Here is a 23,656-nt window from a genome sequence, read left to right on the forward strand (position 1 = left end):
TAAGTTTTTTCATTTTGTTTCATCCGTTCATATTTTATTTTTATCCTTCTTCGTGGTTGCCATTCCAACCGTCTTTAACATCTTTCCAGCCATTGTTAATCATTTGGCCTATTTCTCTTATATCTCCACTAATATCAATGAAAGAATCTTTGCCACCATTGATTACTTTAAGTTCAGAGTTATTTAACTTTTTCATATGAAAAGTCCTCCAGTTTTTAGAAAATATAATTAAAGATTAAATTAAAACTAGTTTAGCCTTCTTCGTGATTACCTTGCCAACCTGATTTAATATCTTTCCAAGCGTTATTTCCCATTTGACCTAATTCTCTCACATCGGCGCCAATGTTAATAATGCCACCGCCGTTAATATCTTTTAATTTTTCAATATCTAATGTTTTCAATATAAGCGCCCTCCATTTTAGTAATAATGAAAATAAAGTGTCATATTTTTTAAAATTAAATTTAGTTATTACCTCTTACTGAATCCCAAATTTCATGTGCTTTTTGACCAACATCACACATGAATGAATCTTCACCATCTGGAGCACATGCACCACCATTAATGCGTTCTAATTCAGCGTTGTTTAATTCTTTCATTTTGTTACACCTCCTTTATCAACTTTCAACTGCATTGTAACGTGAGAATGTAAATAAGTAGTTAACTCGAAGAAAAGTCAGATTTAAGCCTTTAAAAATTATTTTTTACTGAATTTGTTCTACATTAAGTAATTAAATATAAATTATTTTTTAACATTATCCAAATAATGAATTAAATGAATGTTAAAAAATAGTAGGTACGATAAAGATAGATATTAAAAAGATATTGTTCATCTTGAATGAGAGGAATTAAGATTATGGGAGTTAAATATATTCACCAATATGATGAAAAAGATTGCGGACCTGCTTGTTTAGCAATGATTTCTCAGTATTATGGCAAACGTGTTTCAATACCAAGGCTTAGAGAATACGCTAAAACAGATAAATTAGGAACAAATCTATATGGATTAGTCAAAGCTGGAGAACAAATAGGTATTAAATTAACGGGAGTTCAAGCTGAATCGTTTAATGATTTGCATACGGTAGAGTTACCGATTATAGCTCACATCGTTAATCATCAAGGTTATGATCATTTTATAATAATCGAACATATTAAAAAGGATACCCTTCATATTGTTGATCCAGCTAAAGGAAAATATAAATTGTCTTCTCAAGAGTTTCAATATATGTGGACTAATGTTGTAGTACTAACCGAAAAGATGGCTACATTTACAAAAGAAGATGAATCACCATCGTATCTCAAAATTTTCGTTGATATTTTCAAGAAGAATTATAGCAAACTTCTTTTAGTAGCATTAATGTCCATATTTATTAATGTCATCGGAATTTTAGGGGCGATGTATTTTAAACTGTTAACAGATGATATAATCCCATCTAACATCTTGAAACATTTACATTTAGTTAGTTTAGGAATTTTAATGTTATATATGGTTAATGCTTTAATAAATTATTTTAGATATCAATTGATTTTACGTTTAAGCTTGAAAATAGACCTTAACTTAATGAAGGATTATTTTTATCACGTGCTTCATTTACCGATGAACTTTTATGATACACGTAAATCAGGAGAAATTCTTCAAAGATTTATGGATACCTCTAAAATACGCGAAGCGCTATCTTCTTCAACGGTAACATTGCTTGTCGATACATTAATGATTATTATTGGCGCTATTTTATTATATATGCAGAGTCCATTGTTACTATTAATAACTGTTATCTTTATTCCTGTATTTATTATTTGTAGCTATGTTTTACGAAAACCTTTTGAAAAATATAATCAAAAAGTAGCAGAATATAACGCAGACTTAAGTTCATATTTATTAGAGTCTTTTGATGGCAATGCAACGATTAAAAGTTATCAAGCAGAAGATGAACGTTTTAATCAAGGAACGACAAAATTTAAATTATTAATTGAAAATTTGCTTAAACTGGGAAGGTTTTCTAATACACAGTTAACTATTAATAACTTTTTAAAGTTAACGATTAGTCTTATTATTTTATGGATTGGAAGTTATTTAGTTATGAATAATCAAATGACTCTAGGTAGTTTACTAGCATTTAATGCATTGACTATTTATTATTTAGATCCAATTGAACGTTTAATCAATATTCAACCATCATTGCAATCTTCCTTTGTATCAGCAAGACGAATTGCTGAAATAACAGATTTAGAAACAGAACAAATGCTTAATTCCTCAAAAAAAGAATTTCATTTTGAAAATCATATTAGTATGAAAAATGTTAGCTTTCAATATGGTTTTAGAAGTCAAGTGTTAAAAAATATTAATATAAATATTTCTAAAGGAGAGAAGGTAGCTATTGTAGGGGAAAGTGGAAGTGGTAAATCTACTATTGGAAAATTATTAAATGGATACTATAAGGATTTTGAAGGTCAATAACGATAGATAACCAACCTCTACATTCTATCAGCCTCGCTAACTTACGTGAACACATTGGTTACGTATCTCAATCTACATTTCTATTCGCAGATACAATAAAAAATAATTTATTGTATGGCAGTAATAAATTTAAAACTGATAAGGAAATGTTTGAAGCGTGTCGTTTAGCAGAAGCACAATCATTCATACAAAAACTGCCTGATCATTTTAATACTATGTTAGAAAAAGAGGGAGCTAATTTATCAGGTGGTCAAGCACAACGTCTATCCTTAGCACGTAATTTTTTAAAAAATTCAGATATTAATATTTTTGACGAGGCTACCAGTGCGTTAGATAGCTTAACAGAACATAAAATTATTTCAAATATAGATGAACTAACTATGAAAGGGAAGACAGTGGTTATCATCTCTCATAAATTGAGCACAATCAAAAACGCTGATAGAATATATGCACTTAAGGATGGAGAGGTTAAAGAAAGTGGGACACATGAAGAATTAATACAACTAAAAGGAGAGTATTATCACTTATGGCAGCTACAAATGGCAGGTAGAGATTAAGATAATCATTATTTTAAAGATTAGTATATTTTTATTACCCAAAAAATGTTGTGATTTAATTATTTTTGTTTAAAATTACTATCAAAATATTTGTGAAATCGTTTACACAAACCATTTTCAATGGAAAAATAAAGGAGAGATACATAAACTTAGGAGGATGTTTAAAATGAGTGAATCAATTCCAGAAAAAATGAAAGTTGCATTAATGCATGAACCTTATGATATTGAAATTATTGAAAGAGACATACCGTCAATCGGACCTAAAGATGTCTTAATCAAAATGATGGCAGTAGGCGTTTGTGGTTCAGACGTTCATTATTATGCGCATGGCCGTGTAGGGGAATTCGTAGTTGAAAAACCAATCGTTTTAGGTCACGAATGTGCAGGTATGGTCGCTCAAGTTGGGGATGAAGTAACAGACTTTAAAGTAGGCGATCGTGTAGCTATCGAACCAGGTGAACCTTGTCGTGAATGTGAATACTGTAAATCAGGTAAATATAACTTATGTCCACATATGGAATTTATGGCGACACCACCATACGATGGCGCATTCTGTGAATATGTAAGTCATCCAGCAGATTTCATTTATCATCTACCTGACTCAGTTACATATGAACAAGCAACGTTAGTTGAACCATTCTCAGTAGGTTTACAAGCATGTAAACGTGCCGATATTAAACCAGGTTCAACAGTAGTAATTATGGGAATGGGTCCTGTAGGCTTAATGGCAGTCGTAGCTGCGAAAGCATATGGCGCTACAAACATCATCGTTTCAGACTTAGAAGACAATCGTTTAGAAGCTGCAAAACGTCTAGGCGCAACGACAGCAATTAACATTAAAAATGAAGACGTATTAGAACGTATTAATGAATTAACTGATGGTAAAGGCGTTAACTATGCGATTGAAACTGCAGGTAACCCAATCGCTTTAAGAAACGCGTTAGATTCATTAAAAGATGGCGGTACATTAGCAATCGTTGGTTTACCTCAAGAAGACATGAACGAAATTAACGTGCCATTTATCGCAAATCATGAAATTAACATTGTCGGTGTATTTAGATATGCGAATACGTACCCACAAGGTATTCAAATTTTAAGCACAACAGATGCAGACATTGATTCATTATTCACACATCAATTCGAGCTTGATGATACTAAACAAGCGATGGAATTAACACGTACTAGTAAAGGTGACGCCTTGAAAGTGATGGTTTATCCAAACGGCTTTTTAGATAAATAATTTATGACAATTTAATAAGTAAAGTAAGAAAGTTATAATAGGGTTAATTAAAATCGGGCAAATGAGTATCACGACATTGCCCGATTTTTTGAATATAAAAGACGGAAGAGGGTTAAATTTATGGGAAATGAGCGTCAAATTATAGATATTCATCACCATATTATTCCGAAAGTGTATAGAGATGCATTAAAATCAATAGGCGTAACAACGGCTGGTGGCTTTCCGATTAGGAAGTGGGAGCCTCAAGATAGTATTAATATGATGGATGAATTAAATATTGATGTAGGTTACACGTCAATTTCTGAACCAGCGACCATACCATTTAAAAAGAAGAAAGCAGCTAAGGTAGCGCGTCAAGTGAATGAATACCAAGCACAGTTAAAGAAAGACTATCCCGATAGGTTTAAAAGTTTCGCTTTAGTGCCAATGCCTTATGTAAAAGAAACAATTAAAGAAATTGAATACGCGCTTGATGTCTTAGGATTAGATGGTGTTGGGTTATTCTCTAATTATGGAACAGAATTTTTAGGCAATGATGCTTTTGAAAAGGTGATGGCAACGTTAAATGAACGTCATGCGAAGGTATTTATTCATCCAAGTTCTAATTCAGCTGACTTCAAACCACCGCAATACGTCGTGGCAGATTTTATTCAAGAATTTACATTTAACACCACACGCGCAGCAACAAATTTAATATTTAGTGGGACGTTAGAACGTTATCCTAATATTAAATTTATACTTGCACATGCAGGAGGAACATTACCTTATATCCAGTGGCGTGTTCATAATACCTTAGAAACTCAAAAATATATTATTCAAGATCCTAAAAAGAGACTTAAATCATTCATGAATAATGGTAAAACTGAAATTGTCAAAGAAGTTATCAAGCATCCTGTCAGATATGCGAAAATGTTCAATTTGTACCGTAATGGGTTGCAACCAAGTAAGACATTAACGAAGACGGCTTCTGAATATATGAGTCATTTTTACTATGATATAGGCTTATCTACTGGTTCATCGACCTTTTCAAGTTTAAAAGAAGTAACGACTACTCCACATATCGTCTTTGGATCTGATGCCCACTATGCCCCTAATCATTGGATAGCTAAAATGATTCAAGATATTGAATCTACTAATGCTTTTAGTGAGAATGAAAAGAAAGACATCTTTAGCCAAAATACAATGCATTTATTTAAGTAAACTTAAAAAGTATAACTTTCAAAAGTGAAAGAAGCGGCTTTCAAATGTAAGATTAGATAAATGCGCCTAGATCTCTAACCTCCTACCATAAAAGGTAAGGAGGTTATTTTTATGAATCAAAAACGTATTATCGGGTTAGATATTATTCGAGGACTTGCGATTGCAATTGTTCTCTTTGCCAATGTAAGAGAAATTATGCCTATTGTGGAAGGAGAGAAACGACCCCATTTCACACAAATAGATCACTTTATTAAACAATTCTTTGCGATGTTTATAGACATGCGTTTTATTACGCTATTTACATTATTGTTTGGTATCGGCATGGGCATATTCATGAATAATGCACGTAAAAAAGATTTATCCCCCATTAAATTAATGTTTCGCCGTCTCATCTTCTTATTTGTAGTAGGCGTTCCAGGATTAATCTTAATATTGCCATACGCGGAATATGCTATATATGGTTTTATTCTGATGTTTTTATTTTTACTACCTAAAGCACGCTATACATTATGGGTCTCAATAATACTCCTTGTAGCATATATAGCGATAATAATATGGTTACCTCAAAGTAATCACGTTGATATTATGTTTTTAGGGGTAATGGCTTTTGGCTTATATTTATCACAAAGTGGTATCATTTATAGATTTAAAGCGTACAAGAAGTTCTTTATAAGTACGTTGGCTATAAGTAGTATTATCATTATAGGCGCTTTGGCACTAAAACAGATAAACGCACATTTTGCTTGGTATAGTGTTAAAGATATGGTAACGCCTTTCCAAAGTATAATTTACTTTATTCTTCTACTATTTATTACTGATAGAGAAAGTGTTCAACGTGTTATGACACCTTTTGAAAAATTAGGAAAAACAGCATTTACTAACTTCTTAGTTCAAATGATTGTCTTAGATTTATTCTTATCTTTTGTATTCCCTTATCCACATCCTACGCCATTACAAGCGATTTATATTGGCATACCTATTCTAGTAGTGTTCACTCTATTAACATATTGGTGGCTAGCACACCATCGCCAAGGTCCATTAGAAATGTTGTGGCGTAAATGGACATATAAAAATGTACCAAAGAATTTGAAATAATAATGAAAGCTATATAACGGTTAACGCTTGTAAGTTAACCGTTTTTTATTGCGAAAAATTATTTTTATGTATAAATCATGTTTAAAAATATCCATAACGTAAATAATAAATAATGTAAGAGAAATGATAAGTATTCTCAATCGGAGGGATTTTTAATTATGACTAAAGAAATTCAAACAAATGGCGTTACAGTAAAAGTTCCAGATACAATCGAATCAGCAGTCGCTTTAGAATATTCATTTGTAGAAGCATTAGCGAAATTAAATATTAACGTAACTGGTATCGCAGACGACAATGACGCAAATAATTTAGATTCATCAATTAAAGATTCAATTGGTAACTATACTTCAGTAGGTACACGTTTAGAACCAGACACTGAAGCTATTAAAAAAGCAGAACCTCAAATCATCTTAGCGGATAAAAATAGACACGAAAAAATCTTCGATCAATTAAACCAAATTGCGCCAACAGTATTATTAGAAAGCTTTGACGCAAATTATGAAGAAAGTGTTGAAGTGTTCAAACAAATTGCTGAAATTGCATCAGAAGACGACAAAGGTCGTGAAGTTGTAGAACAACACAATTCTAAAGTTGAAGATTTAAGTAAAGATGTAACAATCGATAAAGATAAAACAACAATCGCAGCAGTACCAACTAAAGAAGGCTTATATGTACATGCATCTGATTCTTATGTAGGTCAATTCTTAAATAAAGTTGGCTTTAATAGTTCTATTTCTGAAAATGATGAAAATCAATTGCCAGATTACATGGGTGCTGACTACTTAAAAGTTGAAACAGATAAACTTTCAAGCTTTAACCCAGAACGTATCTTTATCATGGTAGACAATGACAATCAAACAGATTATGACAATCTTAAAGAATCTGATGCTTGGAAACAAGTAGAAGCGGTTAAAAACAATCGCGTACACGAAGTTAACCGTGAACGTTGGGCTAAATATCGTGGCTTAATCGCTTCAGAATTAATATTAGAAGATATTACAAAAGTTGAAGAATAAAATGTTTGAAACAATATAAATTGTATAATAATAAAAAGGGTAGCGGAGCTTCGCAATAGTGAAGCTTTAGCTACCTTTTTTATTGAAAAGTAATTAGATTATAGAAAATAAATAGCAAAAATGCCTACTTAAAATAAAAGAAACATTCATTTTAAGTAGGCATATATTTATATTTTGACTATGCTGGCAGTCTTAAATATTATTTTTGCGATTCTAAGAATTTTTCAGCTACAGCTTTACCAGATTGTGGGTTTTGACCTGTAATAATACGACCATCTGCTACTGCAAATTCAGTCCAATTGTCACCTTGTTCGTAATTGGCACCACGGTTTTTAAGTTCATCTTCAGTTAAATAAGGCACTTTATCAGCTAAGCCAACTTCTTGTTCTTCACTATTAGAGAAACCTGTGACTGTTTTGCCATCAATAATATTGCGTCCTTCGCTGTCTTTAACGTTTAGTAAGCCGATAGCGCCATGGCAAACAGAAGAAACAATACCATTACTTTCATAAATTTCTTGTGTTAATTTTTGTAAATCTTCATTATCTTTAAAGTCCCAAATCGTACCATGTCCACCAGCATAATAAATAATATCGTAATTTTCAGCTTTAACTGCGTCTGGTGTCACAGTATGACCAAGACGTGTCATGAAATCTTTATCTTGATAATATTTCCAGTCTAAATCTGTCATCATATCTTCTTGTAAACTTTGTGGGTCAATTGCTGTGTAGCCCCCTTCAGGACTAATATAATGTACTTTATATCCATTTTTATATAGTACATCTGCGAAATGTACCACTTCGCCAAACCATAAACCAGTTGGACGATTCATATCTGGATATTTCGAAACACTTGTAACTACAACTAACGCTCTTTTTGTACTCATAAATTAGCCTCCTAATTTTTTATATTTTTCTATCTACCCTATTTAAAAACTTAAAAAACTGGAGTTATGTGTGATTATAAAATTAAATTAAATGGTAAAACCGCCATCAACGTATAAAACTTGTCCAGTCATAAACTGGCTCCATGGTGATGCTAAAAATAGAGTCGGACCTGCAATATCTTCTGGAGTGGCGATTCTTCCTAAGGGAGTTTGAGTTATTATATCTTCTTTTAGCCTTTCTTTCGTATGATGTGTTCCATTAGTTGGATAAACTAAACCAGGGGCTATACAATTGACTCGAATGTTATATCTGCCTAGGTCCATTGCTAGATTTTTAGTAAAACTTTCTAATGCTGATTTAGCAACATTATATTGATGATATGGAATAATAGGGCGCTTAGTTAAATTACTTGTAACATTAATAATCGAGCTATCAACTTCTTCTTTAAGATAAGGCAGACAACATTGAATAGTATTATGAGCGTATTTAATAGCACCTTGAAATTGTGAATCATATTCCTCCCAAGAAACTTCATCTGCCATTAGGCGATTTTCAGCATCAAATTTGAATGGAGCAAATGCGTTATTAACTAAACAAGAAATTTTACCATACTTTTTAATTATGCATTCAACCATATCTTGAACTTCATCTTTGTTACTAATGTCAGTTTTTATAACTTCGACATTAGCTCCAAGATTTTTGCACTCCTGAACTGTCTGGCTTGCAGCACTATTATTTGTTTTGTAATTAATTATGACTGTTGCTTTTTCTTTTGCGAATGCTAACGAAATTGCACGACCAATGCCTCTACTTCCACCAGTAATTAAAATAACTTTATTTTGAAAATGATTCATTAAATTCAATCCTTCATTCACTAAATTTCATATTCTACATAGTTTTCACTGTCACTTAATAAATCTTGTTCAATATCTACATAAGAAACTAAATCTTTTAGATTAAAACCGCCATCGTGATGCCATCCTTCTTCAGGTAGAGTCATTGATTTAAGACTAGTAAAACGACTGACTCCAGTACAAGATAGCTTTTCACACCAATCAAATACTGTTTCTTTAGAACCTGCTATCCCTATAGTTTGTATGTATTTTCTATAAGGAGTTATTAATTGTACTAATTCATTTATGCAATTAAATGGCATGATTCGAATAAAACGATTTAAAGGGGTAGGGTAAAAGAGGTGATTTTCTTGATAAACTACTACCCATGAGGATTTTTGATTTTTGTATAATTTTAAATTGTCCTCAAAAATTGATTGTGTCTCAATTTCTTTAATTCTTTGAGCACGTTCTATACTCTCTTCTAAAGAGAGTGGACGTAAAGGATATTGTTTCTCTAATTGTTGTAGGGCGCTACTCACCATTTGAGCAAAATTTTTAGGACTAATTTGAGCACTCTTTTGTACAAATATCATTTGTGGAGAATAGCATCCTTGTTGATCGTATCGCATTATTTCTAAAGCTAAGTTTTTAGCGTTCTTTTGAACTTTATTAGATTTTAAAGCTTCGGGGCTTACTATAGCTAAACCTACTTTTTCGCCATAACTAAGAAACTTTTTAGTAATAGGAATACGTTTAGAAATTTTATTTAAAATCTCATTATTTCCATATCCCATTATGATATCTGAATGATTGATGGCAATATCTTCTAGTTCAGTATTGCCTCCAGGCCAATAAATAATTGCTATACTATTTCCAATAATTGGGTCGATTTCAGTTAAAAGTTGAACAAACCAGCTAGCAATAAAAGGCTCAGACTTAGGTAACTTACAAATACTTCCAGACTTAACTATTAAGCTGCTGATTAGACTCCATAAAGGAAGGCCTGGAACATTACCGGACCATATGTGAGTGATAATATCTGGCGCAATGGCCTTTGAGAATCCCCCTTTATGATTAGGAACAAATTGCTCTAAAATATTAGGATTATAAAAATCTTCTGATATGAACTGCTGAAGTTCATATTTTCTGAAAGTAGTTAAGTATTTAGTAAATCCTACTTTAAGAATTTCTGAACTATAGCCAGTAATTTGAGGTATTATTTCATCAATACTTTTTCGCCATTTAGACTGTGAATCTAAAAAAATATGAATAGCTGTATCAATTAAATTAATAATTTTAGTAGTTGAATAATTTTGTAAATTTATTCTATTTTCTTTTATTTTAGAACAAACGAATTCTAATTGAGCTTTAGTCAAATCAGGTACTAAAGCAGTATAATTCTGAAATTTGATTTCTTTATAGCTTAATTCGTGACTGTCTATAAAAGGAACATGTCCTACTTTTAGCTTCATATGTATCTCCTTAATTTTTAGAATTTAAAAATTCTTCAACAGCTAATGAGCAACCTTTTGCTAATGCTCCTTCAGTTCTTCCATGTAAAATAAACCCTTCTTGAGTAGGCTCTCCAACATCTTCCATCATTATTGTTGCAACAGAATTATAGTTTGCTAAATCATAATGGATTAAAATACCTTTTTCATTATAAGCAACATCTTCCATGGTCATAGGGTTAACCACACGACTTCGACACCAATGAGGTGCGAATTTAATTGATGGAGAGGTTTCATTTCCTTTGTCATAAAATTGAGTACTTAACTCAGTGACGCCATACATATTAATACACATATCTTTTGGAATATTAAATAGATTTGATACTTTATCGTAAAATTCTTGTTGAGGTAGCTCTTTTGAGCGATTTTTGTAACCTCCAGTATCTAATACTCGGCTACCTACAGGTAATTTAAAAGCTAAATTATGCTCTTCTAGATATTCTATTAAGTGAACAATGCTGTAACTCGCTCCTAGTAAAGCAAACGGAGTTTTATGTGCTTCAGATTGTCTTAAAGCTTTAATGAGTTCAGAATATTGAATTCCATTTTTATCTATATAAGTAGCACTATTTACCGTTCCAAATGTTGACTTTGCAACTTCAAGGTAATGAGCTAATGAAGAATTCGGTAATTCTTGAGGAGTAGGGAATAATATAGACATTTCAATTTTACTACAATCTGAAAGGAACATTTTTTTGAAAAAGGAAGTCATAGCTAAATCATAAACATCTAAATCTTTATGGTAATTCTTACCTTTAATTCCGCTAGTAGTACCACTAGTCATATAGACAAATTGAGCTTCTTTAGGTGGTATAGCACTAAATGTTGCATGTTTGAAAGCATTAATTGGTACAGCTGGAATATCTTTCCAATCGTTAACTGTCTGAGGCGTTTTACCTTGAGATAAGCAAAATTTTTGATAGTCATGGTTTTCATTATATTGAAACTCAAATAGCTTTAAAGCAACTGTAGGGAAATCATTTGAGCTTCCATATTCAATAAATTGATAAATATACTGTTTGATTTGATCAAAGGTCATTTATATCTACTCCTTTATAATATAAAAACAGAGAGACACAATTATAGTGCTCCCTGCTTTAGTGGATATTATCTATCTAAAATCACTTTCCTACGTTGGTTTTAGCCATATCAGGTTCAATGGTTGAAGTTATCAACTTCTCTCAGCAAATAGCACCCATAGTGATATATAATTTTAGTCTTATTAATATTATATTGAAATGTGAATTAAATATCAAAACTAATTTTTGACAAAAAAATAAAAGAAAACTATATTTAAATTAAGGCAGATATAAGTACTAGGGGTGTTTTTAAACTGAGATGGAGCAATCCAAACCCTTCGAACCTGAACTAGTTAGCACTAGCGTAGGGAAGTATATATCAATAATAAAAATATATACTTTTTTATATGCGCAAACTATCTAGTTAGATAAGTTTGTGTTTTTTTATGTACTATTCTCTGCACAATTGTGTAAAGGAGTAAGAAAACGTTGAAAAAGTTAAGTCTGGCAGACATATTAGTTACTGTTTTAATTAGTTTTATTTTTGGATTAATTTATAAAGGTGTAGGATTAACTGTGGCAGCGTTAAAGCCTTTAGGACTACACTTAGATCAAATAGCCTATGGACTTTGGTTTATCGCTGCGGTTGTAGCATTTCTAATAATTCGCAAACCTGGTGTAGCTTTATTAGCAGAATTAGCTGCAGGAGCTGGGGAGACAATTTTATCAGGTGATATCAATATGTCTATATTATTACATAGTTTAGCTCAAGGCTTGGCATGTGAAATTATATTTTTAATTTTTAAATATAAATCTACTAAACTAGCAGTGGCTATGTTAGCTGGTGCAACTGCTGGAATATTTACTATACCAGTTGATTGGTTATTCAATTATTTGGGAGAGTTAGCAACTTGGAATATAATTTTGCTGTACACGATTAGAATTCTAAGTGGAACATTTTTGTCAGGTGCATTTGGATATTATATTGTAAAAGCACTAGAAAAAACAGGGGTGACGAATCTATACCGAAGTTCCACTAAAGATGATATTGATGCATTATAAAATATATCACTTTAATATTTAAGTATTATTTATTGTTACCAAGTTATAACTTGACTATACTTAAGTTATTGTTTTTGTTAGTTGGAAGGAGTTATTATATTGTCACAAAACAACGGCAAATTGAAATGGTCAAGTTTGATTATGGGAACGTTGCTCCTTATAGTAGCAATTATTATATTTAGCTATCCTGTAAAGAACTTTTATACATTAACTTGGTTAATCGGTTTATTTATTTTTATTAACGGTATCATCCAACTGTTATTCAGACGCGCGACGAAAGCGTTAGCTGGAGGCGGTACAGGTTTAATCATTATTATTGGTATTATCGATATCATTTTTGGGTTATTAGTAAAGTTTAACGTAGGCGCAAGTTCTGAATTCTTCGTCTTCATGTTCGCAGCATGGTTTATTGTAAGTTCAACTATTGGTTTATTTACAATCTCTCATCAAAATCGCTTACGATTTTTATCTATTATTGTCAATATACTAGGTCTTATTTTAGGAATTCTCTTACTATTTAATCCAATGATGGGTATGATCTTCGTATCATTAATGATTGCCTTCACATTCGCAGTACTAGGCGTCACTTATGTTATTGATGGCCTAGCTTAGTAGAGTCTAAAAAGCTATTTTCTCAGTATTTGGGGAAATAGCTTTTTTAAATAGGTGGCTATAATGCTCTTTTTTAAAAAAGTGAATTTAAAAATAATAAGTATTAAAATGATAATTAAGAAAATAAATTTCAGGAGGGGATACTTTGAATTACAATTTTGATGAAGTTATAGAGCGTCGCTATACCAATGCTATGAATGTGGAAGGTTACAAAGGTTATTTATTTGGAGATGCTGACGTTTCAGATATAGCAGATAATGATGAATTGATTCGCATGTGGGTTGCAGATATGGACTTTGCCACACCAGAGGTAGTTTTAGATGCTATACGTGATAGATTAGATAAAAAAATTCTAGGCTATACTAATATTTTTGGCTCAGAGTATTATGAAGCTTTCGTTTCGTGGACTGAACGACGTTTTGGTTATACTTTTCCTCAAGAACAACTCGTCTTCTCTCACGGCATTGTGGCTGGCCTCATAGAATTAGTAAATTATATTTGCGACGAGGATGACAAAGCCTTAATCCTTACGCCAAGTTATGGGCCATTCAAAATGGCATGCGACAAAAATAATGTGTTGCCTGTTTATTTACCACTTATTAATAACAATGGATATTATGAAATCGACTATGAAGATGTCTGTAAAAAAGTAGAAACAGAAAATATAAAACTGTGTATCTTTGCTAATCCACATAACCCAACAGGTAGAGTATGGTCAGAAGATGAGTTACAACAATTAGGAAAAATTATGCAAGACAATGATGTGTGGGTCATTTCAGATGAGATTCACTGTGATATTAAACGCGCTGGTCAAACGCACATTCCATTTGCTAGGGCTGTGCCAGATTACGATAAGATTATTACCACAATGTCTCAAAGTAAAGCGTTCAACATCGCAGGTCTTATGTTCTCAAACATTATCATTCCTAATAAAAGATTACTAAAGACATGGAAGTTACGTCACTTTAGTACGGAGAATCCTTTGAGCATCGTTGCAACACAAGCTGCTTATGAAAAGGGCGAAGACTGGTTGGAAGCAATGAATCATTATTTAGATGACAATTTTAAATATTTAGCAGAATTCTTGGAAAATGAACTTCCACATGCAAAATTTAAAATACCAGAAGCAACTTACCTAGCATGGGTAGACTTAAGTTATTACATTGATAAGAAAAAAATCGACGAACCTATAGCTAAATATTTTATTAAGCATGCAGGTGTCATTATTGAAGGTGAAGAACAATTTGTTCATAATGCAGAAGGTCACGTCAGAATAAACATTGCCATTCCACGAGAAATTATGAAAAAAGGTCTACAAAAAATAAAAAACGCATTAGTATAAATAGAGGAGAAATTATGACAATCATTCAACCATCAAATAATGGAAGTACACCATTTCAAAAATTATTAGGTCACCAGCCTGAATTAATGACTTCATGGACACAACTTAGTGATTTATTAGAGAACGATGGCGCTTTAAGTAAAGAATTGAAAGAAGAAATACGAAGAATGTTGGCGCAGAAAAATGGATGTAAATACTGTAAAGCAAAAGGTCAACCTACCGGCAGTTTAAAAGATGAAAAATCTTCTATTTGCATTGGCTTTACCGAGGTATTTATTAAAATGGGTGATCAAATTCCAAACAATATTATTGAAGTGCTTAAAGAAGGATTAACAGACCAAGAAATCGTAGAACTTGTAGCATTTATTACGTTTACTAATGCCCAACAAAACTTTGGCGCAATCATGAATTTGGAACCAATTGAATAACAATAACTAAAAATTAGACCCCCAGCACTCTAAATGAGCCTGGGGGTTTTATTATATTCATTACTTTGTAGTAGATTTTCTACGGAATACTAAGAATGAACCTGTTGCCAATAATACAGCCGCGATAGTTGTTACTAATCCACTGTTTGAAGTTTTACCTGTTTCTGGTAAAGCTTTAGTTGATGTAGTTTCGTTAGATGAATGGTTAGCATCTTGAGAAGTTTGAGAAGTTATAGTTGAGTTATCTTGTGATGATTGAGCATTAGAAGCAATATTAGCATTTGCTTGTTGATTATTAGACTCTGATGTAGATTGTGTGTTTAAAAATGCTTTTCCTTCAGTTGGAATAACTGGAGTAGGATAAGTATCAGGGTACTCTTCTTTTAATTTTACTAAATAGTTAACATATTCTGCATAAGAACTTTGGTAACTACTAACACTACCAAAGCCACCGCCTTCTCCAGCTCCGCCTTTTAAGCGTGCTTGTAATAAAGCATCATGTGTTTTTTGCCATTCCTGTGGAGTAGCCAATGTCACACTACTATCACTATATTCTGAAGCGTGAGCTTGATTTCCTTCAAAGCCTGTTCCTGCAAAAGCACTAGTTGCTAAAATACCTACTTTTTTCATCAATAAAAAACCCCTTTATATATTATGAATATGACTCTATTATAAAAAATGGGGTTAGACGCTTTATGTCTAGTTTAAAAGTAATTTAATAAAAATTAGTTGTTCTACATTTTCTAAAAAAGGTTTAATATAAAAATGGTTGGATAACTATAAATACATCAAAGTAATATAGCGTATTTAGGAAGTTGGTGGAAAATTGGCAAGAACTTCAAAAAAACAATATTTATTAGAATGTGCCGCGTCAATTGTTAATGAGCAAGGCGCAGATTATTTAACATTAGATGCCGTGGCTAAGAAAGCCGGCGTTAGTAAAGGTGGTTTATTATACCACTTTAAGTCTAAAGATGGTTTAATACAAGAATTAGTGAATTATGCTAATGAATTATATAAATATAATGTCAATCAACATATCAATCAAGATCAAGAGATAAAAGGTCAATGGCTAAATGCATTTATTGAAGCGACACGAGAACACCGAACAGAAAATGCGCCTATCACGTCTGGAATGTTAGCTGCTCAAGGCTCTAATAGAAATTTACTTGTACCTTTAAGAGAGTCTTATCAAGATTGGCAACAACATATCGAACAAGATGGCTTAGATAAAGCGGATGCCACAATTATTCGCTTAGCTGTGGATGGCTTATGGTTATCAGAAATATTTGGGATTAGTGCCATTGATGAAGATATGCGTGAAGAAGTACTTAATCGCTTAAAAGAATATATCAAAGAAAAAAATTAAAATTCCTATAGCCTTAGAGCCGAGTAGTGTATAGCACATTACTCGGCTCTTTTTATGTGACAGACTGTTGAAACTTTACCGACCAGTTGGTATAGTAACTAACGTAATAAATAAATCAACCGAGGTGATAACGATGCAAAAAGTTGTATTAACAGCAGCGATTACAGGCGCAGGAGATACAATTGAAAAAAATGAAAATGTACCAGTTACACCACAAGAAATAGCTGACTCAGCTATAAAATGTGCGAAAGCAGGAGCAACAGTAGCTCATATTCACGTAAGAGACCCTAAGACAGGGGCTGTCAGTCATGATCCAGAACTTTATGCAGAAACAGTAAGATTAATAAGAGAAGCAGATGAAGATATTATCATTAACGTTACATCAGGCGGTGGCGGAGACTTCATGCCAAGTAAAGAACACCCAGAAACAGGCGGTGAAGGTACTTGGATTCAAACTCCTGAAGAACGCCATCGTCCAGTTAAAGATTCACTTCCAGAAATGTGCACATTAGATTGTGGTAGCGCAAACATGGGAGATTCAATTTATATAAGTCCAGCTGCATGGCTTAGAGAACAAGCACAAATGGTCAAAGATGCAGGCGTAAAACCTGAATTAGAATGTTTCGATACAGGTCATGTCAGCTTTGCGAAGCAATTAATCAATGAAGGATTAATTGACGGCGACCCAATGTTCCAATTCTGTTTAGGTATACCTTGGGGCGCAGAGAACGACCCAGAAACAATTGATTATTTAGTATCACGTATTCCAGAGAATGCGCATTGGTCAGCATTTGGGATTGGAAAAATGCAATTACCAACAGTAAAAGAAGTTGCAAAACGCGGTGGTAATATTCGCGTTGGTTTAGAAGACAATATTTATATTTCTAAAGGTGTTAAAGCAACAAACGAAGCACTTGTAGAAGAAGCTAAAAAAATATTAGCTGAATTAGATATCGAACCATTAACACCAGCAGAAGCAAGAGAGAAATTTAATTTAAGAGATCCAAAAGGAGGCCAATAATGAAGTTCGCAGTTGTAGGAACAGGCGTCATTGGTAGTGGCTGGATAACTAGAATGTTAGCTCATGGCCATGAAGTCATCGCTACAGATCCAAGTGAAGGCGCGTATGAAAGAATGCTAGCGCAAGTTAAACAAAATTGGCCATATGCCGAAGAAATGGGCTTAGCAGAGAATGCCTCACTTGATAATCTGACTTTCACGCCAAACTTAGAAGAAGCGGTTAAAGAAGCAGATCATATTCAAGAAAATGTTCCAGAAGTAGAAGAAATTAAAGACGCAGTATTAAAAGAAATTGATTTCTACGCTAAAGCGGATGCCACAATTGGCTCAAGTACTTCTGGCATTATGCCTACAGAACTACAACAGAATTTATCACATCCAGAACGACTTGTTGTAGCGCATCCATTCCATCCAGTCTATATTTTACCGTTAGTTGAAATTGTAGGCGGCGAACAAACTTCAGAAGAAACAATCATCAAAGCTGAGAAGATATATGAAGATATTGGCATGGATGTTTTACATGTAAGACACGAAGTTGAAGGACACATTGCTGACCGTCTTATGGAGGCACTTTGGCGTGAAGCATTGCATATCGTCAATGATGGTATTGCAACTACAGAAGAAGTCGACAAAGCATTTACACATGCTGCCGGCTTACGTTATGCGCAATATGGTCCGTTCATGACCTTCCACTTAGCTGGTGGTGAAGGCGGTATGCGTCACATGTTAAAACAATTTGGTCCAGCATTGAAGAAACCATGGACTAAATTAGTCGCACCAGAGCTTACAGATGATTTATATGAAAAAGTAGTTAGCGGTAGTGAAGCATCATCACAAGGTTATACAATGTCAGAATTAGACCAAAAACGAAATGAATTCTTAATTAAAGTTAAAAAATTAGCTGAAGAATATTGGCCAGAAGATACAGCAGCGATGAAAAAATCTAACCAGGCGGTGTTTTAAATGACAAATCGCTACGCTTTTCATTCAAAAGTAAAGACAGAGTGGGTCGATCATAACGGCCATATGAATGATGCTGAATATAATCGTGTGTTTAGCCAAGCTACGGATGATTGGCTAGCACATCTTGGTCTTGATTTAGAAGCTATTGAGACATTAAATTATACTGTCTTCACGTTAGAGAACCATGTCACATTTTTAAAAGAAATGAAAGAGCATGAGGATATTACAGTCAATGTTTATCTCTACGATTACGACAGCAAACGATTACACACATTTATGGAGTTAAGAGATGGACAAGACGAACTATGCGCAACATATGAAGTGATGTTAATGGGCATCAATACTGAAAGAGGTAAACCTGATGCTTTCCCATCTCATATCGCTGAGCATATTCATCGCTATTTCGAAACACATGAATTAGAGACAACACCTAAACAGTTAGGACACCAGATTCAAATTAAGCGTAAGTAGTTGAAAGACTACGACATGCATTAAAAGTTGAAGCACCCGATATGAAGGACTTATTGTGCCTTGTTGTTACTTAGTGCGCTTTGTATAACATCCACATTAAGTCCTCATTTTTTAGGTCATTATCAATCTTAAAGAAAGGAATGGACAAATGTTAAGTATTAAAAACTTATCGAAAGTCTATGCAGGTGGAAAGAAAGCTGTAGACAATATGAATATTGATATTGAATCAGGAGACTTTGTTGCGTTCATCGGTACAAGCGGTAGTGGTAAAACGACTGCATTACGTATGATTAACCGCATGATTGAAGCAACAGAAGGTGACATTACTATTGATGGTAAGAGTATTCGTCAAATGAACCCTGTTGAGTTACGTCGTAGCATTGGTTACGTGATTCAACAAATTGGCTTAATGCCACACATGACAGTGAAAGATAATATTGTTTTAGTACCTAAATTATTAAAATGGTCACAATCGAAAAAAGATGAGAAAGCAAAAGAGCTTATTAAATTAGCTGATTTACCAGAGGAATATTTAGATCGCTATCCATCTGAATTATCAGGTGGTCAACAACAACGTATCGGGGTTGTTCGTGCGTTAGCCGCTGAACAAGACATTATCTTAATGGACGAACCATTTGGCGCGCTTGACCCTATCACAAGAGATACACTTCAAGACTTAGTTAAGAAATTACAAAAACAACTGGGTAAAACCTTTATCTTTGTTACGCATGATATGGACGAAGCGATTAAATTAGCAGATAAAATCTGTATTATGACAAACGGTAAAGTCGTTCAATATGATTCGCCAGACAATATTTTAAGAAACCCAGCTAATGATTTCGTACGTGACTTTATCGGTCAAAATCGTCTAATCCAAGACCGTCCAAATATCCGTACAGTTGAAGATGCAATGGTAAAACCCGTCACAGTACACGTTGATCAATCATTAAACGATGCAGTAAACATTATGCGTGAACGTAGAGTGGATACCATTTTCGTAGTGAACAATGACAATCACTTATTAGGTTATCTTGATATTGAAGATATTAACCAAGGCTTACGTCGTCAACAAGAGTTAATCGACACAATGCAACGTGATATTTATAGCGTCAGAATTGATAGTAAATTGCAAGACTCTGTACGTACGATTCTTAAACGCAATGTAAGAAACGTACCAGTAGTAGACAGTGACAACCGTACACTTGTCGGTTTAGTAGTTAGAGCAAACTTAGTAGATATTGTTTATGACAGTATCTGGGGAGAAGAGGATGAAACGGCGTCAACTTCAGAGGATGGCATTATTGAGCCTGAATCTTTAGGAGCTGAACAACAATGATGCAATTTTTAGCTGACAACGCAGGCACATTATTCTCTAAAACGTTAGAACATCTTTACATTTCTGTCGTTTCACTCTTAATCGCGATTATTATCGCAGTACCCTTAGGCATCTTGTTATCAAAGACACAACGCCTTTCTAAGATTGCATTAACGATTGCCGGAATATTACAAACCATTCCAACATTAGCCGTATTAGCATTAATGATTCCGTTATTCGGTGTCGGCAAGACGCCAGCGATTATAGCTTTATTCTTATATGTACTTTTACCAATTTTAAATAATACGGTTATTGGCGTACAAAATATTGATGGTAACGTTCGTGAAGCAGGACGTAGTATGGGAATGACAGGCGTTCAATTAATGAAAGACGTAGAGTTACCGTTAGCCTTACCGATGATTCTAAGTGGTGTTCGTCTATCATCTGTTTATGTTATCAGTTGGGCAACACTAGCCAGTTACGTCGGTGCAGGTGGTCTTGGTGACTTTATATTCAACGGTTTAAGTTTATATGAACCTGCAATGATTATTATCGGTACGATTTTAGTTACAGCACTCGCGTTAATTGTAGACTTCTGTTTATCTCTTATTGAAAAATGGGTGGTCCCTAAAGGACTTAGAGTTTCCAGATAATAAATGAAGGAGGACATTATGAAAAATTATAAAAAATATATCATAGTTTTAATATTGTCTCTAACTGTGTTATCTGGATGTAATTTACCTGGTTTGAAAAACAGTAATTCAGATGACGATGTTAGAATTACAAGTTTAGGCACAAGTGAATCGCAAATCATCTCACATATGCTGAGATTACTTATTGAACATGACACAAACGGTAAAATTCAACCAACGTTGATTAACAACTTAGGTTCAAGTGTTATTCAACATAATGCTATTACAAGTGGTGAAGCAAATATGTCAGGTACGCGTTATACAGGTACAGATTTGACAGGTGCCTTAGGTGAAGATCCAATTAAAGATCCTGACAAAGCAATGAAAGCAACTAAAAAAGGCTTTAAAGATAAATATGATCAAACATTCTTTAACTCATACGGATTTGCTAATACGTATGCATTAATGGTAACCAAAGAAACAGCGGAAAAATATAACCTTGAAACGGTTTCAGATTTGAAAAAACATGCCAAAGACTTACGCATCGGTATGGATAGCGCTTGGATGAGCCGTAAAGGTGACGGTTATCCTGGATTCAAGAAAGAATATGGCATGGACTTTGGAACAGTAAGACCAATGCAAATTGGTTTAGTCTATGATGCTTTAAATGCAGGACAATTAGACGTTGCAGTAGGTTACTCAACAGATGGACGTATCGCAGCATATGACTTAAAAGTCTTAGAAGATGATCGTAAATTCTTCCCACCATATGATGCCAGTCCACTAGCAACAGACGAATTATTAAAAGAAAAACCTGAATTAAAACCAATCATTAAGAAATTAGAAGATAAAATTTCAACTGAACAAATGCAAAAATTAAACTACTTAGCAGACGGTAAAGGTCAAGAACCTGCTACAGTTGCAGAAAACTTCTTGAAGAAACACAATTATTTCGACGATGAAGACAATAAACAGAAAGGTGGTCAAAAATAATGGAAGGTAATTTATTTCAACAATTAATTAATTATTATCAAACAAACTTTGGCTACCTTTGGGAACTATTCGTTAATCATCTCTTAATGTCAGTCTATGGTGTATTATTCGCTGCTTTAATAGGTATTCCATTAGGTATTTTAATTGCACGTTTTGGCAAATTATCAGGTGTTATCATCACTATTGCCAACATTATTCAAACAGTACCGGTCATTGCAATGTTAGCGATTTTAATGCTCGGTATTGGTTTAGGTATGAATACCGTTATATTTACCGTGTTCCTTTATGCCCTATTACCAATTATTAAAAACACATATACGGGTATAACAGGTGTAGATGCCAACATTAGAGATGCTGGTAAAGGCATGGGCATGACGCGTAACCAAGTATTACGAATGATTGAATTGCCATTATCATTATCCGTTATTATTGGCGGTATTCGTATTGCATTAGTCGTTGCAATCGGTGTAGTTGCCGTTGGTTCATTTATCGGCGCGCCAACATTAGGTGACGTGGTCATTCGTGGTACTAACGCAACAGACGGTACCTTATTTATCCTTGCTGGTGCACTTCCTATTGTCGTAATCGTTGTATTAATCGACGTTCTTTTACGCTTACTTGAGAAAAAGTTAGACCCAGCAACATAATAATGAATGATTAGGAGGAATCCTCACATGGCATTAATTGAACTGAATTATTTATCAACAACAATTGGTAAACATCAAACATTAAACGTTATCTTACCAGAAGATGAAAGCTTTTTTAAAAAAGATGAAGAGGCAAACCCATTAAAATCAATGTTAGTGTTACACGGTTTATCAAGCGATACACATTCGTACAAACGTTATACTAGCATTGAACGCTATGCGAATGAACATCAACTTGCCATTATCATGCCGGACGCCGATCATAGTTTCTATACAAATATGGCATATGGACATAGTTATTATGATTATGTAATGGAAGTCTATGATTATGTTCATCAAATCTTTCCATTATCTAAAGATCGCGCAGACAACTTTATCGCTGGTCACTCAATGGGCGGTTTCGGTACAACAAAATTTGCTTTCACACAAAGTGAGCGCTTCGCGAAAGCAGGCATCCTTTCTGCACCGTTTGACGTTACAATGCTTAAAGATTATGAGTACTATGATTTCTCACCAGCATCTATTCTCGGTGAAAATAAAGACGTCAAAGGGACTGACTTTGATCCATATCATTTAGTAGATCAAGCAGTTAATAACAAACAAGATTTACCAGAACTACTTATTATGTGTGGGACCGAAGACGAACTTTATCAAGATAACTTAGATTTCATAAAATATCTCGATGACAAAGGTATTAACTACGACTTCAGAGAAAGCCCAGGGAAACATGATTATGCATATTGGGACAAAGCCATCAAAGAAGTCATCGAAACATTTACACAAAACTAAACACATAACAAACGCATATATATCACAAGGCAATTTCTATTGAGCTTCGATAGAAATTGCCTTTTTATTTTACTTATAATATGCCTTTAAAATCTCATTGTAAGGGGTGAGTTGGGATAATATTATGATTTTAAGTTTACAAATTACACAACATGAAATATAATATATACATAACTAGCATTACTAGCATGAAAAA

Annotated in this window: 25 protein-coding genes, 1 pseudogene and 2 riboswitches; of the genes and pseudogenes, 18 read left to right on the forward strand and 8 right to left on the reverse strand. The window is 33.5% G+C overall.

The window, feature by feature from the left end:
- Window positions 1–40: 40 nt before the first annotated feature.
- The 3 genes from LIX58_RS04970 to LIX58_RS04980 form a co-directional block, all read right to left on the reverse strand.
- On the reverse strand, window positions 41–196 hold the full coding sequence (locus LIX58_RS04970) for a bacteriocin-type signal sequence (RefSeq protein WP_126564741.1): 156 nt from the start codon (window positions 194–196) through the stop codon (window positions 41–43).
- A gap of 55 nt (window positions 197–251) precedes the next feature.
- Complete coding sequence (locus tag LIX58_RS04975; RefSeq protein ID WP_168210228.1) at window positions 252–401, reverse strand: hypothetical protein; 150 nt, start codon at window positions 399–401, stop codon at window positions 252–254.
- 61 nt (window positions 402–462) lie between these two features.
- Window positions 463–597: a bacteriocin gene (locus tag LIX58_RS04980; protein ID WP_126564740.1), complete on the reverse strand. Its 135-nt coding sequence runs from the start codon at window positions 595–597 to the stop codon at window positions 463–465.
- Between the two features lie 317 nt (window positions 598–914).
- Here LIX58_RS04980 and LIX58_RS04985 point away from each other — a divergent pair.
- From LIX58_RS04985 to LIX58_RS05005, 5 genes and pseudogenes are all read left to right on the forward strand, one after another.
- Window positions 915–3,013, forward strand: a pseudogene (locus tag LIX58_RS04985) (peptidase domain-containing ABC transporter).
- A 166-nt stretch (window positions 3,014–3,179) separates the two neighbouring features.
- Window positions 3,180–4,253, forward strand: coding sequence for an NAD(P)-dependent alcohol dehydrogenase (locus LIX58_RS04990; protein WP_126564738.1), 1,074 nt, complete (start codon window positions 3,180–3,182; stop codon window positions 4,251–4,253).
- Between the two features lie 120 nt (window positions 4,254–4,373).
- A complete protein-coding gene (locus LIX58_RS04995) occupies window positions 4,374–5,453 on the forward strand; it encodes an amidohydrolase family protein (RefSeq protein ID WP_126564737.1) in 1,080 nt (359 codons plus the stop codon).
- Window positions 5,454–5,564: 111 nt separating this feature from the next.
- The gene (locus LIX58_RS05000) at window positions 5,565–6,548 is read left to right on the forward strand and encodes a DUF418 domain-containing protein (protein ID WP_154837007.1); all 984 of its coding nucleotides are present in this window, start codon (window positions 5,565–5,567) and stop codon (window positions 6,546–6,548) included.
- Window positions 6,549–6,706: 158 nt separating this feature from the next.
- Window positions 6,707–7,564 carry an ABC transporter substrate-binding protein gene (locus LIX58_RS05005; protein ID WP_126564735.1) on the forward strand — a complete coding sequence of 286 codons (858 nt, stop codon included), beginning with the start codon at window positions 6,707–6,709 and terminating at the stop codon, window positions 7,562–7,564.
- A gap of 199 nt (window positions 7,565–7,763) precedes the next feature.
- Here the strand turns inward: LIX58_RS05005 and LIX58_RS05010 are convergent, their stop codons facing one another.
- The 4 genes from LIX58_RS05010 to LIX58_RS05025 all read right to left on the reverse strand — a co-directional run bounded on the left by LIX58_RS05010 (window position 7,764) and on the right by LIX58_RS05025 (window position 11,837).
- Window positions 7,764–8,450 carry a type 1 glutamine amidotransferase domain-containing protein gene (locus tag LIX58_RS05010; protein WP_126564734.1) on the reverse strand — a complete coding sequence of 229 codons (687 nt, stop codon included), beginning with the start codon at window positions 8,448–8,450 and terminating at the stop codon, window positions 7,764–7,766.
- 87 nt (window positions 8,451–8,537) lie between these two features.
- Window positions 8,538–9,305 (reverse strand): SDR family oxidoreductase, encoded by a 768-nt coding sequence (locus LIX58_RS05015; protein ID WP_126564733.1) that lies wholly within the window; start codon window positions 9,303–9,305, stop codon window positions 8,538–8,540.
- A gap of 20 nt (window positions 9,306–9,325) precedes the next feature.
- Window positions 9,326–10,759 carry an acyl-CoA reductase gene (locus tag LIX58_RS05020; RefSeq protein WP_126564732.1) on the reverse strand — a complete coding sequence of 478 codons (1,434 nt, stop codon included), beginning with the start codon at window positions 10,757–10,759 and terminating at the stop codon, window positions 9,326–9,328.
- Window positions 10,760–10,769: 10 nt separating this feature from the next.
- Window positions 10,770–11,837: a long-chain fatty acid--CoA ligase gene (locus LIX58_RS05025; RefSeq protein ID WP_226386137.1), complete on the reverse strand. Its 1,068-nt coding sequence runs from the start codon at window positions 11,835–11,837 to the stop codon at window positions 10,770–10,772.
- 70 nt (window positions 11,838–11,907) lie between these two features.
- Window positions 11,908–12,007: riboswitch (TPP riboswitch) on the reverse strand.
- A 99-nt stretch (window positions 12,008–12,106) separates the two neighbouring features.
- Window positions 12,107–12,205: riboswitch (TPP riboswitch) on the forward strand.
- A 101-nt stretch (window positions 12,206–12,306) separates the two neighbouring features.
- Between LIX58_RS05025 and LIX58_RS05030 the strand changes: the two genes are divergently transcribed.
- The 4 genes from LIX58_RS05030 to LIX58_RS05045 all read left to right on the forward strand — a co-directional run bounded on the left by LIX58_RS05030 (window position 12,307) and on the right by LIX58_RS05045 (window position 15,261).
- Window positions 12,307–12,879, forward strand: a complete 573-nt coding sequence (locus tag LIX58_RS05030) for an ECF transporter S component (RefSeq protein ID WP_126564730.1) — start codon at window positions 12,307–12,309, stop codon at window positions 12,877–12,879.
- Between the two features lie 99 nt (window positions 12,880–12,978).
- Entirely contained in the window at window positions 12,979–13,491 is a 513-nt protein-coding gene (locus tag LIX58_RS05035; RefSeq protein ID WP_154837009.1) for a DUF308 domain-containing protein, read from the forward strand.
- A 145-nt stretch (window positions 13,492–13,636) separates the two neighbouring features.
- Window positions 13,637–14,833, forward strand: coding sequence for a 3M3SH-releasing C-S lyase (locus tag LIX58_RS05040; protein ID WP_154837011.1), 1,197 nt, complete (start codon window positions 13,637–13,639; stop codon window positions 14,831–14,833).
- 14 nt (window positions 14,834–14,847) lie between these two features.
- Complete coding sequence (locus tag LIX58_RS05045) at window positions 14,848–15,261, forward strand: carboxymuconolactone decarboxylase family protein (protein ID WP_126564727.1); 414 nt, start codon at window positions 14,848–14,850, stop codon at window positions 15,259–15,261.
- Between the two features lie 60 nt (window positions 15,262–15,321).
- On the opposite strand, the gene LIX58_RS05050 is transcribed toward LIX58_RS05045, so the two are convergent.
- Window positions 15,322–15,891 carry an LPXTG cell wall anchor domain-containing protein gene (locus tag LIX58_RS05050; RefSeq protein ID WP_126564726.1) on the reverse strand — a complete coding sequence of 190 codons (570 nt, stop codon included), beginning with the start codon at window positions 15,889–15,891 and terminating at the stop codon, window positions 15,322–15,324.
- A 196-nt stretch (window positions 15,892–16,087) separates the two neighbouring features.
- Between LIX58_RS05050 and LIX58_RS05055 the strand changes: the two genes are divergently transcribed.
- The 9 genes from LIX58_RS05055 (at window position 16,088) to LIX58_RS05095 (ending at window position 23,460) form a co-directional block, all read left to right on the forward strand.
- Window positions 16,088–16,630 carry a TetR/AcrR family transcriptional regulator gene (locus LIX58_RS05055; protein ID WP_126564725.1) on the forward strand — a complete coding sequence of 181 codons (543 nt, stop codon included), beginning with the start codon at window positions 16,088–16,090 and terminating at the stop codon, window positions 16,628–16,630.
- Window positions 16,631–16,763: 133 nt separating this feature from the next.
- Window positions 16,764–17,651: a 3-keto-5-aminohexanoate cleavage protein gene (locus LIX58_RS05060; RefSeq protein ID WP_168210229.1), complete on the forward strand. Its 888-nt coding sequence runs from the start codon at window positions 16,764–16,766 to the stop codon at window positions 17,649–17,651.
- Window positions 17,651–18,613 (forward strand): 3-hydroxyacyl-CoA dehydrogenase NAD-binding domain-containing protein, encoded by a 963-nt coding sequence (locus LIX58_RS05065; RefSeq protein ID WP_126564724.1) that lies wholly within the window; start codon window positions 17,651–17,653, stop codon window positions 18,611–18,613. Before LIX58_RS05060 ends, LIX58_RS05065 begins: the two co-directional genes overlap by 1 nt.
- Window positions 18,614–19,084, forward strand: coding sequence for a thioesterase family protein (locus tag LIX58_RS05070; protein WP_126564723.1), 471 nt, complete (start codon window positions 18,614–18,616; stop codon window positions 19,082–19,084).
- Between the two features lie 148 nt (window positions 19,085–19,232).
- Window positions 19,233–20,420: a betaine/proline/choline family ABC transporter ATP-binding protein gene (locus LIX58_RS05075; protein ID WP_126564722.1), complete on the forward strand. Its 1,188-nt coding sequence runs from the start codon at window positions 19,233–19,235 to the stop codon at window positions 20,418–20,420.
- Window positions 20,417–21,052, forward strand: a complete 636-nt coding sequence (locus LIX58_RS05080; RefSeq protein WP_126564721.1) for an ABC transporter permease — start codon at window positions 20,417–20,419, stop codon at window positions 21,050–21,052. Before LIX58_RS05075 ends, LIX58_RS05080 begins: the two co-directional genes overlap by 4 nt.
- An 18-nt stretch (window positions 21,053–21,070) precedes the next feature.
- Window positions 21,071–22,024 (forward strand): osmoprotectant ABC transporter substrate-binding protein, encoded by a 954-nt coding sequence (locus LIX58_RS05085; RefSeq protein WP_126564720.1) that lies wholly within the window; start codon window positions 21,071–21,073, stop codon window positions 22,022–22,024.
- Entirely contained in the window at window positions 22,024–22,671 is a 648-nt protein-coding gene (locus tag LIX58_RS05090; protein WP_126564719.1) for an ABC transporter permease, read from the forward strand. The genes LIX58_RS05085 and LIX58_RS05090 overlap by 1 nt, the downstream gene beginning before the upstream one ends.
- Before the next feature lie 27 nt (window positions 22,672–22,698).
- On the forward strand, window positions 22,699–23,460 hold the full coding sequence (locus LIX58_RS05095) for an alpha/beta hydrolase (protein ID WP_126564718.1): 762 nt from the start codon (window positions 22,699–22,701) through the stop codon (window positions 23,458–23,460).
- Window positions 23,461–23,656: the final 196 nt, after the last annotated feature.

It is taken from the genome of Staphylococcus sp. Marseille-Q1834 (genome assembly GCF_916858875.1).
GTDB lineage: Bacteria > Bacillota > Bacilli > Staphylococcales > Staphylococcaceae > Staphylococcus > Staphylococcus pragensis.

Coding starts and splice junctions, on each gene's coding strand:
- LIX58_RS04970 (WP_126564741.1), bottom strand. CDS start 196: ATGAAAAAGTTAAATAACTCTGAACTTAAAGTAATCAATGGTGGCAAA.
- LIX58_RS04980 (WP_126564740.1), bottom strand. CDS start 597: ATGAAAGAATTAAACAACGCTGAATTAGAACGCATTAATGGTGGTGCA.
- LIX58_RS04990 (WP_126564738.1), top strand. CDS start 3,180: ATGAGTGAATCAATTCCAGAAAAAATGAAAGTTGCATTAATGCATGAA.
- LIX58_RS04995 (WP_126564737.1), top strand. CDS start 4,374: ATGGGAAATGAGCGTCAAATTATAGATATTCATCACCATATTATTCCG.
- LIX58_RS05000 (WP_154837007.1), top strand. CDS start 5,565: ATGAATCAAAAACGTATTATCGGGTTAGATATTATTCGAGGACTTGCG.
- LIX58_RS05005 (WP_126564735.1), top strand. CDS start 6,707: ATGACTAAAGAAATTCAAACAAATGGCGTTACAGTAAAAGTTCCAGAT.
- LIX58_RS05010 (WP_126564734.1), bottom strand. CDS start 8,450: ATGAGTACAAAAAGAGCGTTAGTTGTAGTTACAAGTGTTTCGAAATAT.
- LIX58_RS05015 (WP_126564733.1), bottom strand. CDS start 9,305: ATGAATCATTTTCAAAATAAAGTTATTTTAATTACTGGTGGAAGTAGA.
- LIX58_RS05020 (WP_126564732.1), bottom strand. CDS start 10,759: ATGAAGCTAAAAGTAGGACATGTTCCTTTTATAGACAGTCACGAATTA.
- LIX58_RS05025 (WP_226386137.1), bottom strand. CDS start 11,837: ATGACCTTTGATCAAATCAAACAGTATATTTATCAATTTATTGAATAT.
- LIX58_RS05045 (WP_126564727.1), top strand. CDS start 14,848: ATGACAATCATTCAACCATCAAATAATGGAAGTACACCATTTCAAAAA.
- LIX58_RS05050 (WP_126564726.1), bottom strand. CDS start 15,891: ATGAAAAAAGTAGGTATTTTAGCAACTAGTGCTTTTGCAGGAACAGGC.
- LIX58_RS05060 (WP_168210229.1), top strand. CDS start 16,764: ATGCAAAAAGTTGTATTAACAGCAGCGATTACAGGCGCAGGAGATACA.
- LIX58_RS05065 (WP_126564724.1), top strand. CDS start 17,651: ATGAAGTTCGCAGTTGTAGGAACAGGCGTCATTGGTAGTGGCTGGATA.
- LIX58_RS05070 (WP_126564723.1), top strand. CDS start 18,614: ATGACAAATCGCTACGCTTTTCATTCAAAAGTAAAGACAGAGTGGGTC.
- LIX58_RS05075 (WP_126564722.1), top strand. CDS start 19,233: ATGTTAAGTATTAAAAACTTATCGAAAGTCTATGCAGGTGGAAAGAAA.
- LIX58_RS05080 (WP_126564721.1), top strand. CDS start 20,417: ATGATGCAATTTTTAGCTGACAACGCAGGCACATTATTCTCTAAAACG.
- LIX58_RS05085 (WP_126564720.1), top strand. CDS start 21,071: ATGAAAAATTATAAAAAATATATCATAGTTTTAATATTGTCTCTAACT.
- LIX58_RS05090 (WP_126564719.1), top strand. CDS start 22,024: ATGGAAGGTAATTTATTTCAACAATTAATTAATTATTATCAAACAAAC.
- LIX58_RS05095 (WP_126564718.1), top strand. CDS start 22,699: ATGGCATTAATTGAACTGAATTATTTATCAACAACAATTGGTAAACAT.